Below are 12,308 nucleotides of genomic sequence, written 5' to 3'. Positions count from 1 at the left end.
CTTCATAGTTTGGTGATGATGGCAGAGAGGTCACACCCGTTCCCATACCGAACACGGAAGTTAAGCTCTCTAGCGCCGATGGTAGTTGGGACCTTGTCCCTGTGAGAGTAGGACGTCGCCAAGCAATTAAAGCACGAGTCAATTGACTCGTGCTTTTTTCATTTATACGAAATGAAAGTTTTATTTCATTGTATAGGTGACAAACACAATGCCCAGTTGCGATTCATATCATATATATAACAAAACGATGTATATTTTTCAGAAAAGTGTTAAGGAATAGGAGTAGGTATATTTTGATTTAAAATAGAGGGGAGGAAATATCTTATATTGTTCTCAGTTAGGTGGGAATGATTAGGATAAAGATATGAAAACAAAACATGAGGTTTGCATTGTATGTGAGAATAGGAAAGATGATGGTATACATGTACAAATGAGTTTTATATGTGATGATTGTGAACGGGACATGGTAGAAACCGAAACGAATGATCCTAAATATATATACTATTTACAACAACTGCGAAAAATCCAAGTATCGTATTCATAAATAGGCACACATGCCTATTATTTTTTTTGCTTTAATATCTCTGTATAATAGGTAGAGAATGAAAAGTAAGGAAGAGATAAACATGAATCAAAATCAAATACCGTTATATGAGGCGTTAATTCAGTTTAAAGATAAAAAACCTTTATCTTTACATGTTCCAGGACATAAAAATGGTTTGAATTTTCCGGAACAAGCACAATCAGGTTTTAGTGATGTACTTTCTATCGATGTAACAGAATTAACAGGATTAGATGATTTGCATAGTCCGTTTGAATGTATAGATGAAGCACAGCAATTGCTGGCTGATGTATATCGTGTAAAAAAGAGTTATTTTTTAATTAATGGTTCTACAGTTGGAAATTTGGCAATGATTTTATCATGTTGTGAGGAGCATGATATTGTTCTTGTGCAAAGAAATTGCCATAAGTCTATTATCAATGGTTTGAAGTTAGCTGGAGTGAATCCAGTGTTTTTAGAGCCTTGGATTGATGAATTGTATGGCGTGCCAGTTGGAGTTCAGCATGAGGTTATTAAGAGAGCGATTGAACGATATCCAGAAGCAAAGGCATTGATTTTAACACATCCTAATTATTATGGTATGGGGCTTGATCTAAAAGAAAGTATTTTATGTGCACACGCACATAAAATTCCTGTTTTAGTAGATGAGGCACATGGAGCGCATTTTTGTATAGGGCAGCCATTTCCTAAATCAGCATTAGAATACGGTGCTGATATAGTTGTACATTCAGCACATAAGACATTACCTGCTATGACTATGGGTTCTTATCTACATATCAATAGTAATTTAGTGAATGAAGAAAAAGTTTCTTCCTATTTAAGCATGTTACAATCTAGCAGCCCGTCTTACCCGATTATGGCTTCACTAGATGTAGCTCGTTTTGCATTAGCAAATATGAAGGAGAAGGGCTGTCATGAAATTGTAGGGTTTGTGAGAAGGTTTAGAGAGGAATTACAGCGTATTCCACAAATCGCTGTTTTACAGTATCCTTTGCAAGATGAGCTCAAGGTTACGGTACAAACGCGCTGTGAGCTTTCTGGATACGAATTACAATCTATATTTGAAAAGATAGGTATGTACGCAGAAATGGCAGATCCATATAATGTTCTATTTATTTTGCCATTGCAAGTGAATAAGCAGTATATAAAAGCGATAGAAGTCATACGGCTGGCATTACGTAACTATACGGTAACAGACAAGAGACCATCAATTCGGTATACTTACAAAGGAGGCTTTTCTTCTTTACCATTTACTTATAAGCAATTAGAAAAGTATAAGAAAAAAGTTGTATCTTTACAAGAAGCTGCCGGAATGATTGCAGCGGATATGGTTATTCCGTATCCACCGGGTATTCCCTTACTTATGTATGGAGAAGAAATTACCCCAGAGCACATTGAACAAATTTCTTATTTAGAAGAAACAGGTGCCCGTTTTCAAGGAAATATAAAACATATGAATATGTATGATATAGAAAGAAAGTAGGTTTTAGGATGAAGGGATTATTTGTAACAATTGAAGGACCAGAGGGTTCAGGTAAATCAACATTAATTACAAAGTTGTTACCGTACTTTGAAAAGAAAGAACAAAAAGTAATAGCAACAAGAGAACCAGGGGGTATCGCAATTTCAGAAGAGATTCGAGAAATCTTACATAAAAAAGAGTATACGATGATGGAAGCACGTACGGAAGCATTACTATATGCTGCAGCACGTAGACAGCATTTAGTTGAAAAAGTTATGCCAGCTTTGGATAGAAACTACCTTGTATTATGTGATCGTTTTATTGATAGTTCTCTTGCCTACCAAGGTTATGCAAGAGGGTTAGGAATTGATAAAGTATTTGAAATTAATCGATTTGCAACAGAAGACTGTATGCCTAGTTTGACAATCTATCTAGATATAGAACCTGAAGTGGGCTTAGCTCGCATTGAAAAGGATGTTAATCGTGAAGTGAATCGTTTAGATATGGAAAGTATGAAATTTCATGAACGCGTTCGTGAAGGGTACTTACAGCTTGTAGATCGTTTTTCAGATCGCATAGTTGTTGTGAATGCAAATCAATCAATAGAAAAGATTATGGAAGAAGTTATTCAGCTTATAGAAGATAAATTGTTATAATAGAAGGAAAGTATAAAACAAGTGAGGTATGCATTATGACGAGGACGTGGGAGCAGCTTTCTGCTATACAACCCATTGGTGTAAAGATGTTGATGAATAGTATTGCAAAAGAGCGTATATCCCATGCTTATTTGTTAGAAGGTGCAAAAGGAACTGGAAAATACGAAACAGCAATTCAAATGGCAAAAAGTTTTCTTTGTTTACAAAGAAAAGGTGTAGAGCCGTGTCATACATGTACGAATTGTCGACGGATTGATTCAGGTAATCATCCCAATTTACACGTTGTAAAACCAGATGGATTATCTATTAAAAAACAACAAATTCATGACTTACAGGAAGAGTTTTCAAAAACAGGTTTAGAGGCAAATAAAAAGGTATATATTATTGAGCATGCAGATCGAATGACGGCAAATGCTGCTAATACCCTATTGAAATTTTTAGAAGAGCCAAGTAGCGATACAACGGCTATTTTACTTACTGAACAAAGTCATCAAATTTTAAATACGATCTTATCCCGTTGTCAAGTTGTAACATTTAGACCCCTCGCTGCAGAAGCCTTAATTGAGAGATTACAGGCGGATGGAGTTCCGGTTTCTTTATCTACTCTTGCTGCACAGCTTACGAATAGTTTTGAGGAAGCATTATTACTGTGCAATGATGAATGGTTTGCACAAGCACGAACTTTAGTGATAAAATTATGTGAAGCGCTCGAAAAAGATACAGCCTCTCTTTTTTTTGTACAAGAAAAGTGGGGGAAACACTTTGGAGAGAAGGAACAATTACAACAAGGTTTAGATATGTTACTCCTTATTTATAAGGATTTATTATATGTTCAACTAGGAGAAGAAGATCGTCTTGTCTTTCAAGAGCAAAAGGAGATGTTTCATTCTTTCTCCTACGCTCAGAAGCGCATTGTATCAGCTCTTTTTAATATATTAGAAGCAAAAAATAGAATCAACGCTAATGTAAATGCGCAGCTTGTGTTCGAACAGTTAGTGTTGCGGTTGCAGGAGGGATGACCGTTTTGTATGATGTAGTAGGTGTTCGCTTTAAGAAGGCCGGAAAAGTGTATTACTTTGACCCGAATCAATTTGATATCTCAGAAAATGAATTTGTGATCGTGGAAACTGTAAGAGGTATTGAATATGGGAAAGTAGTTATTACAAAAAAGCAGGTTGATGAAAACGATGTGGTACTACCGTTAAAGAAAGTCATTCGCATTGCGAATGAAAATGATCGGACAGTTGTTGAAGAGAACAAACATGCTGCAAAAGAAGCATATCAAGTTTGTCAACAAAAGGTAGGGGAACACAAGCTTGATATGAAACTTGTAGACGTAGAATATACTTTTGATCGTAATAAGATCATTTTCTATTTTACAGCGGATGGTCGTATTGACTTCCGTGAGCTTGTAAAAGACTTAGCTGCAATTTTCCGGACAAGAATTGAGTTAAGACAAATTGGTGTTCGTGATGAAGCGAAAATGCTTGGTGGTATTGGTCCATGTGGTCGTATGCTTTGTTGTTCTACATTTTTAGGTGATTTTGAACCCGTATCCATTAAAATGGCGAAAGATCAAAATTTATCATTAAATCCTGCGAAAATTTCTGGTTTATGTGGCCGATTAATGTGTTGCTTAAAATATGAGAATGACGAGTATGAAGCGGCAAAAGAGCAACTTCCTGATTTAGATCAACGTATACAAACGCCGCATGGGCTTGGGCGCGTCATCGGATTAAATATTTTAGAAAGATTAATTCAAGTGGAACTAGTAGACAAGGAACGGATAGTAGAATATACGTTAGATGAATTAATTAATGAAGGGGTCGTTTCGAGTCAAACCACAGATTAATGAGGTGGGTGCTTGTGGAGAAAAAGGATATTTTTGCAGCGGTTTCCAGTATGGAAGAGCAAATTGGACATTTATATAAGCAGTTGGGAGAATTAAAGCAACATCTTGCAGAGTTACTTGAGGAAAACCAACATATTAAAATGGAAAATGAAAATTTGCGACGTCGTTTTGAAGAAGTACAGATTAAGGAAAAACAAAAAACTCAAAAGCGAAAAGAAATGAAACCTAAAACGGATATTGGTGAAGGATATGATAACTTAGCTCGTCTATATCAAGAAGGTTTCCATATCTGTAATTTACATTATGGAAGTGTACGTAAAGAAGGAGATTGTTTATTCTGTCTGTCATTTTTAAATAAAAAATGAAATTACCTTTCCAATATATTGGAAAGGTAATTTTTTATACATGTGAGTAAAGTTAAGATGGAATAGTTTTTGCTTTAACGTAAATAGGGTAGGTTAAGTATAAGAAAGGGAATTGTATATGAACTTATATGAAGATGAACGTTTAGATTATTTACTAGCGGAAGAAATGAAAATTATTCAAAGCCCATCTGTGTTTAATTTTTCTTTAGACGCAGTATTACTTGCAAATTTTGCATGGGTTCCGATTCAAAAGGGGAATTTACTTGATTTATGTACAGGAAATGCTGTTATTCCGCTTTTATTAAGTACAAGAACAAAAGGTAAGATTACAGGTGTAGAAATTCAAGAGCGTTTATATGATATGGGAATCAGAAGTGTTCAGTATAACAATCTGGAAGAGCGAATTTATTTAATACATGGAGATTTAAAAGATATGCCGGAGCGGCTGGGGCGCCATCAATATGATGTTGTAACATGTAATCCACCATATTTTCAAACGCCAAAGTCATCTGAGAAAAACATGAACGATCATTTAGCTATCGCTCGTCATGAAATTATGTGTACATTAGAGGATGTCGTATATGCTAGTAGTCAGCTTGTAAAGCAAGGCGGTAAAGTAGCATTTGTTCATCGTCCAGGCCGATTACTTGATATTGTAACATTAATGAGAAAGTATAAGATTGAACCAAAACGTGTGCAGTTTGTATATCCAAAGGCAGGGAAGGAAGCAAATACGCTACTAATAGAAGGAATTAAAGATGGAAATGCAGATTTGAAAATTTTACCGCCCCTTTTCGTATATGAGGAAAATAATGAATATACAAAGGAGCTTCGTTCAATCTTATATGGAGAAAAATAAACATTATTTTTATGTAGTGGAATGTTCAGATAAAAGTTATTATGCAGGGTATACAAATAATTTAGAGAAACGAATTCAAACCCATAATAGCGGTAAGGGAGCACGTTATACTCGTGCTAGGCTTCCTGTTGTTTTAAAATATGTAGAGGTTCATGAAGAGAAAACGACAGCTATGCAAGCTGAATATCATTTTAAACAGTTAAAACGAAAAGACAAAGAAGAATATATGCAAAAAGGAGAGCGCTATGTGGCAGCAAAAAAGCTTTCAAGCAAATGAAAAGGGTGTCTTATATTTAGTTCCGACACCGATTGGTAATTTAGAAGATATGACGTTTCGTTCGATTCGGATATTGAAAGAGGCTGATATCATTGCTGCTGAAGATACACGGCAGACGAAAAAGCTTTGTAACTATTTTGAAATTGAAACACCAGTTATGAGTTATCATGAGCACAATAAGGAAATAAGCGGACAGAAAATTTTAGATAAGCTAGAAGATGGAAAAACAGTAGCTCTTGTAAGTGATGCGGGTATGCCTTGCATTTCTGATCCCGGCTATGACATTGTGGTAGCAGCTGTAGAGGAGCGATATCATGTTATTCCGCTTCCGGGGGCAAACGCTGCTCTTACAGCGTTAATTGCATCGGGGTTAGAGACGAGACATTTCTATTTTTATGGATTTTTACAAAGAAATAAAAAAGAACGTAAAGCGGAATTAGAAAAGCTTCGCTATGTTCCAACTACGATGATGTTTTACGAAGCACCACATCGATTAGATGATACGTTAATTTCTATGAAAGAAGTGCTTGGAAATAGAGAGATTGTATTGTGCCGAGAGCTAACGAAAAAATTTGAAGAATTTATTCGTGGATCGGTAGAAGAAGCGATTGAATGGACAAAACAAAATGAAGTTCGTGGTGAATTTTGTATATTGGTATCTGGATCAAAAGAGGAAGCTGCTTCAGAGGAACAGTGGTGGGAAACTATATCAGTATACGATCATATCGAACATTATATAAACGAGCAAGGAATGTCCTCAAAGGATGCAATTAAACAAGTTGCAAAAGATCGAGATTTGTCGAAACGAGACGTCTATCAAATCTATCATGTCGATAAAAAATAAGCTTCTCATAATTGAGAAGCTTATTTTGCTGCTTGAATATATTGTTGAAGTTCGTTTAAGATTTGTTCAGCGCCTTCTTTGCTTAAAATAATTTTACCTTCAGCTAAAGAAAGGTTGCCATCAGATACTTCACCAGTTACTTGACAAGTCATGTTTGGTTTATACTTTTTTAGGATGATTTTTTCGTCATCAACGTAAATTTCAAGAGCATCCTTCTCAGCAATACCTAATGTACGACGTAATTCAATCGGAATTACAACACGGCCTAATTCATCAACTTTACGAACGATACCAGTAGATTTCATATTCGTTATCCTCCTCATATTCTGTAAGTTTGTGAGTCTATATTTTAATTCGTCATTTTTCGACAAAATACCCTATGAACATATGATACCAATCATTTACATTTCCGTCAATTCTTAAATTCTATATTTTATGAAAGAATTATAGATTTTTATACTCTTTATATATAATAGAAAATAAAAGAATTGCACAAGTATTTTTACTGCATTTTTTAATTTTATCAATTTTTTCAGAAAAAACACTGTATATTTTTTGGGAAATGAGTAATAGATGATAAAGATAATCGAGCATTAATTCGTTTTTATGCGTCAGTTTTTGATATACTGTTTATAAATACATATGAGGTCATTTGGGAGGCTTAAAACAATGACAGAGGAAAAGAAAACCTTTTATATTACTACTCCAATTTATTATCCGAGCGGAAAGCTTCATATTGGACATGCTTATACGACGGTAGCGGGAGATGCAATGGCACGCTACAAGCGCATGCAAGGATATGATGTTCATTATTTAACAGGTACTGATGAGCATGGACAAAAGATTCAAAAGAAAGCAGAAGAATTGCAAGTTACGCCACAAGCATATGTTGATAACATTGTAGCAGGGATTAAAGAACTGTGGGGGAAAATGGACATTTCTTACGATGACTTTATTCGTACAACAGAAGACCGTCATAAAGAAGTTGTCGAAAAGATTTTTAAACAACTTGTCGATCAAGGTGATATCTATCTTGATGAGTATGAAGGATGGTACTCTGTACAAGATGAAACATTCTACACAGAACACCAGCTTGTTGATCCAATTATGGAAGGTGACAAAGTAGTTGGGGGGAAAAGTCCAGATAGCGGCCATGCTGTAGAGCTTGTTCGTGAAGAATCTTATTTCTTTAGAATGGGTAAATATGTAGATCGACTATTACAGTTTTATGAAGACAATCCACACTTCATACAACCGGAATCTCGTAAAAATGAAATGATTAATAACTTCATTAAACCAGGTTTAGAAGATTTAGCAGTTTCACGTACTTCTTTTGATTGGGGAATTCGTGTACCAGGTAACCCTAAACACGTTATTTACGTATGGGTAGATGCATTATCTAACTACATTACAGCACTAGGATATGGAACAGATCATGAAGAAAAGTATAAAAAGTATTGGCCGGCAGATGTTCATTTAGTAGGAAAAGAAATTGTTCGTTTCCATACAATTTATTGGCCAATTATTTTAATGGCACTAGATTTACCATTGCCGAAAAAGGTATTTGCTCATGGTTGGATTTTAATGAAAGATGGAAAAATGAGTAAATCAAAAGGCAATGTAGTTGATCCTGTTACGTTAATTGATCGTTATGGATTAGATGCATTGCGTTATTATTTACTTCGTGAAGTTCCATTTGGATCAGATGGTGTATTTACACCAGAGGGCTTTGTAGAGCGAATTAATTTTGACCTTGCTAATGACTTAGGAAACCTATTGAATCGTACAGTAGCTATGATTGATAAATACTTTAATGGAGAAATTCCTGCTTTTAAAGAAAATGTAACAGAGTTTGATGAAACGTTAGTAGCGTTTGCGCAAGATACATTGAAAAAAGTAGAAGAAGCAATGGAGAACATGGAGTTCTCAGTAGCATTAAGCTCCATTTGGCAATTGGTTAGCCGTACGAATAAATATATTGATGAAACACAACCTTGGGTATTGGCAAAAGACGAGAATGATCGTGATAAACTTGCTTCCGTAATGGCACACCTTGCTGAAATGCTGCGTCAAACGGGTATTATGCTTATGCCATTCTTGACAGCAACACCAAGTAAAATATTTGCGCAACTTGGCCTTACAGATGAAGCGTATCAATCTTGGAATAGTCTTTCTACGATTGGTTGTATTCCAGCTGGTACAAAAGTAGTTAAAGGACAGCCAATATTCCCGCGCTTAGAGGTGGAAGTAGAGGTTGAATATATTAAAGAACAAATGAAAGGTTCTGCTCCTAAAGTGGAAGAGAAAAAGGAAGAGGAACCGAAGGCGGAAGAAATTACAATTGATGATTTCTTTAAAGTTGAATTGCGTGTGGCGGAAGTAATAGAAGCAGAACCTGTAAAAAAAGCAGATAAACTATTAAAAATTCAACTTGATTTAGGAACAGAAAAGCGACAAGTTGTTTCTGGAATTGCTAAATTTTACACACCGGAAGAATTAAAAGGGAAAAAAGTTATTTGTGTAACGAATTTAAAGCCAGTGAAATTACGTGGTGAATTATCACAAGGTATGATTTTAGCAGGCGAAGAAAATGGCGTACTTTCGTTAGCGACAATTGATCAAAATTTACCAAATGGTACAAAAATCAAGTAGTCTTGACAAAATAAGAGATGTTTCACGTGTAACATTCGTGAAGCATCTTTTTTCTTGTTAGGAATCTTTTTAAAAGTTCCTTTTTTGTATTAAGATTGTACTATCGTTGTCATTATGTTGTTAGGGATGAGATTTTTAACCATGAGAGAGTTTATTTCAAATAAAAGGAGTTATTTGCTATGTTGTTTGACACACATTCACATTTAAATGCAGAGCAATTTGAAGAAGATTTACAGGAAGTCATTGTAAGAATGAAAGAAGTTGGAGTTTCGTATACAGTTGTTGTTGGTTTTGATGAAGGAACAATAAAAAAAGCAATGGAACTTGCAGAAACGTATGACTTTATTTACGCAGCAGTTGGTTGGCATCCTGTTGATGCAATTGATATGAGAGAAGAGCATTTAGTTTGGTTGGAAGAGTTAGCAGCACATCCAAAAGTTGTTGCTCTTGGTGAAATGGGATTAGATTATCATTGGGACAAATCTCCGAAAGAAGTACAGAAAGAAGTATTTCGTAAACAAATTCAGTTAGCAAAGAAAGTGAATTTGCCTATTATTATACACAATCGTGATGCAACGCAAGATATCGTGGATATTCTAGAAGAAGAAAATGCAGCTGAGGTAGGAGGCATTATGCATTGTTTTAGTGGCAGTGTAGAAGTAGCAAAACAATGTATTGATATGAATTTCTTAATTTCATTGGGTGGGCCAGTAACTTTCAAGAATGCAAAGAAACCGAAAGAAGTTGCAATGGAGATTCCGATGGAAAAGTTATTGATAGAAACAGATTGTCCATACTTAACACCACATCCATTTCGGGGAAAACGAAATGAGCCAAGCTATGTGAAACTTGTGGCAGAAGAAATTGCTAACCTAAAAGGTATTTCATATGAAGAGGTTGCAAAGGTAACTACAGAAAATGCAAAATCTTTATTTGGTGTTGAATAAGAAGGAATGGGTTTCCATTCTTTCTTGTATTGTTACTTTAGAGCGAAAATACAATTTAGTTAATTAGCAGATATATGTATGGGGAAAAATAAGTAAAGATTAAAGTGTTACAATAAGAAGGGTAGGCAGAGGATTTTTTCTCCTCTGCTTTTTAAATTGTATCAATGGGAAAATAATAATGGAAAAGTATTCGTTTTTTTGTTTTACTAAGTAGAGACGAAATGAGTGTGGAGGCAGTCATGAAAATTAAAGAGATTATCGTTGTAGAAGGTAAAGATGATACAGTTGCAATTAAGCGCGCTGTTGATGCAGATACAATTGAGACGAACGGTTCAGCAATCGGTGATCATGTCATTGAGCAAGTAAAATTGGCACAGCAAAAACGAGGCGTTATTATTTTGACGGATCCTGATTATCCAGGAGAACGTATTCGGAAAATTATTTCTGAAAAGGTTCCGGGTTGTAAGCATGCTTTCTTACCGAAAGAAGAGGCACTTGCAAAAAGAAAAAAAGGAGTCGGGATTGAACATGCTTCCAATGAATCCATTCGCCGTGCTTTAGAAAATGTTCATGAAGAAATGGAAGCTTATACGAGTGAAATTAGTTGGAGCGACTTAGTAGATGCTGGTCTAGTGGGCGGAGAACAGGCAAAAAGTCGTAGAGAAAAAATGGGTAAACTATTAAAAATCGGTTATACAAACGCGAAGCAGTTACATAAACGTTTACAAATGTTTCAAGTTTCAAAAGAAGCATTTGCGGAAGCATATAAACAAGTATTACAGGAGGAAAAGAAATGAAGGATATCGCAACACCGAATCGTACGAAAGACATTGTTGAAAAGTACGGATTTTCATTCAAAAAGAGTTTAGGGCAAAATTTTTTAATTGATACAAACGTATTAAATCGTATTGTCGATTATGCAGAAATCGGATCAGAGAGCGGAGCTATTGAAATTGGTCCTGGTATTGGAGCTTTAACAGAACAATTAGCAAAGCGTGCTAAAAAAGTAGTAGCATTTGAAATTGATCAACGATTATTACCAATTTTAGATGAAACGTTAGCTCCGTATGGTAATGTAACTGTTATTAATAAGGATGTTTTAAAGGCAGATGTGCATGAAGTATTTGGAGAGCAATTTGACGAAGGGCAAGACGTAATGGTGGTAGCTAATTTACCTTACTATGTTACAACGCCAATTTTATTTAAGTTACTCGAAGAAAAGCTACCAGTGCGCGGATTTGTTGTTATGATGCAAAAGGAAGTAGGCGATCGTTTAGCTGCGAAACCAGGCACGAAAGATTATGGTTCTTTATCTATTGCAATCCAATATTATACGGAAGTAGAAACAGTGATGACTGTTCCTCGTACTGTATTTGTACCACAACCAAATGTAGATTCTGCAGTTATTCGTCTTTTAAAACGTCCAAAACCAATTGTAGAAGTGAAAGATGAGAAGTTTTTCTTTGAGGTAGTACGAGCAAGCTTTGCACAACGTCGCAAAACGTTGATGAATAACTTATCAAATAATCTAAACGGTTTCCCGAAAGATAAAGAGTTATTAGAGCGTATTTTAACAGAAGTAGGCATTGATCCAAAACGAAGAGGCGAAACATTATCAATTGAAGAATTCGCAGCACTGAGTAATGAGTTAGTCTCTCATAAAGTGAAACTTTAATCAGTGGGGGTTTTCTTCATCCCCCACTGATTATTAGTTGAACTAATCGGGCCGTTACGGGCAGTTTATCTCCCACTTAACTTCTTTGCTCCCGCCGAATTTTGAGGTGGGAGTATTACTGCCCGTTAGTGCGGGATAAAGTAAAACTTTAATTAGT

Annotated in this window: 14 protein-coding genes and 1 rRNA gene; 14 read left to right on the top strand and 1 reads right to left on the bottom strand. The window is 35.5% G+C overall.

All coding sequences use genetic code 11. The annotated features are described in order from the left end of the window. Positions 1-8: 8 nt before the first annotated feature. The 10 genes from rrf to rsmI all read left to right on the top strand — a co-directional run bounded on the left by rrf (position 9) and on the right by rsmI (position 6,877). Positions 9-124 (top strand): 5S ribosomal RNA (gene rrf / locus AC1M36_RS26435). Between the two features lie 240 nt (positions 125-364). Continuing rightward, complete coding sequence (locus AC1M36_RS26430) at positions 365-544, top strand: sigma factor G inhibitor Gin (RefSeq protein ID WP_336454078.1); 180 nt, start codon at positions 365-367, stop codon at positions 542-544. An 82-nt stretch (positions 545-626) separates the two neighbouring features. Next, on the top strand, positions 627-2,045 hold the full coding sequence (locus tag AC1M36_RS26425) for an aminotransferase class I/II-fold pyridoxal phosphate-dependent enzyme (protein ID WP_431613499.1): 1,419 nt from the start codon (positions 627-629) through the stop codon (positions 2,043-2,045). A gap of 8 nt (positions 2,046-2,053) precedes the next feature. Further along, positions 2,054-2,680: a dTMP kinase gene (gene tmk, locus AC1M36_RS26420; protein ID WP_336454076.1), complete on the top strand. Its 627-nt coding sequence runs from the start codon at positions 2,054-2,056 to the stop codon at positions 2,678-2,680. A 35-nt stretch (positions 2,681-2,715) separates the two neighbouring features. Further along, on the top strand, positions 2,716-3,699 hold the full coding sequence (gene holB / locus AC1M36_RS26415; protein ID WP_336454075.1) for a DNA polymerase III subunit delta': 984 nt from the start codon (positions 2,716-2,718) through the stop codon (positions 3,697-3,699). 5 nt (positions 3,700-3,704) lie between these two features. Next, complete coding sequence (locus AC1M36_RS26410) at positions 3,705-4,532, top strand: PSP1 domain-containing protein (protein WP_174102892.1); 828 nt, start codon at positions 3,705-3,707, stop codon at positions 4,530-4,532. Positions 4,533-4,546: 14 nt separating this feature from the next. Further along, positions 4,547-4,897 (top strand): DNA replication initiation control protein YabA, encoded by a 351-nt coding sequence (gene yabA, locus AC1M36_RS26405; protein ID WP_336454074.1) that lies wholly within the window; start codon positions 4,547-4,549, stop codon positions 4,895-4,897. Positions 4,898-5,015: 118 nt separating this feature from the next. Continuing rightward, positions 5,016-5,756, top strand: coding sequence for a tRNA1(Val) (adenine(37)-N6)-methyltransferase (locus AC1M36_RS26400; RefSeq protein WP_336454073.1), 741 nt, complete (start codon positions 5,016-5,018; stop codon positions 5,754-5,756). Beyond that, positions 5,743-6,033, top strand: a complete 291-nt coding sequence (locus tag AC1M36_RS26395; RefSeq protein WP_241818401.1) for a GIY-YIG nuclease family protein — start codon at positions 5,743-5,745, stop codon at positions 6,031-6,033. Before AC1M36_RS26400 ends, AC1M36_RS26395 begins: the two co-directional genes overlap by 14 nt. Next, positions 6,002-6,877, top strand: a complete 876-nt coding sequence (rsmI, locus tag AC1M36_RS26390) for a 16S rRNA (cytidine(1402)-2'-O)-methyltransferase (protein WP_336454072.1) — start codon at positions 6,002-6,004, stop codon at positions 6,875-6,877. Before AC1M36_RS26395 ends, rsmI begins: the two co-directional genes overlap by 32 nt. A 20-nt stretch (positions 6,878-6,897) precedes the next feature. Here rsmI and AC1M36_RS26385 read toward each other — a convergent pair whose 3' ends face one another. After that, on the bottom strand, positions 6,898-7,182 hold the full coding sequence (locus AC1M36_RS26385) for an AbrB/MazE/SpoVT family DNA-binding domain-containing protein (protein ID WP_097897759.1): 285 nt from the start codon (positions 7,180-7,182) through the stop codon (positions 6,898-6,900). A gap of 364 nt (positions 7,183-7,546) precedes the next feature. Here AC1M36_RS26385 and metG point away from each other — a divergent pair, with 364 nt between their 5' ends. The 4 genes from metG (at position 7,547) to rsmA (ending at position 12,151) form a co-directional block, all read left to right on the top strand. After that, positions 7,547-9,529 carry a methionine--tRNA ligase gene (metG, locus tag AC1M36_RS26380; RefSeq protein ID WP_420792380.1) on the top strand — a complete coding sequence of 661 codons (1,983 nt, stop codon included), beginning with the start codon at positions 7,547-7,549 and terminating at the stop codon, positions 9,527-9,529. Positions 9,530-9,708: 179 nt separating this feature from the next. After that, positions 9,709-10,476 (top strand): TatD family hydrolase, encoded by a 768-nt coding sequence (locus AC1M36_RS26375; protein WP_336454070.1) that lies wholly within the window; start codon positions 9,709-9,711, stop codon positions 10,474-10,476. 239 nt (positions 10,477-10,715) lie between these two features. Further along, entirely contained in the window at positions 10,716-11,273 is a 558-nt protein-coding gene (rnmV, locus tag AC1M36_RS26370; RefSeq protein ID WP_241818405.1) for a ribonuclease M5, read from the top strand. Then, on the top strand, positions 11,270-12,151 hold the full coding sequence (gene rsmA, locus AC1M36_RS26365; RefSeq protein WP_479846407.1) for a 16S rRNA (adenine(1518)-N(6)/adenine(1519)-N(6))-dimethyltransferase RsmA: 882 nt from the start codon (positions 11,270-11,272) through the stop codon (positions 12,149-12,151). Before rnmV ends, rsmA begins: the two co-directional genes overlap by 4 nt. The last annotated feature ends 157 nt before the right edge of the window (positions 12,152-12,308 follow it).

The organism is Bacillus sp. Medicinal_06 (assembly GCF_056711665.1).
The sequence above is the reverse complement of the archived record's forward strand: the minus strand, read 5'-3'. Positions and strand labels throughout refer to the sequence as shown.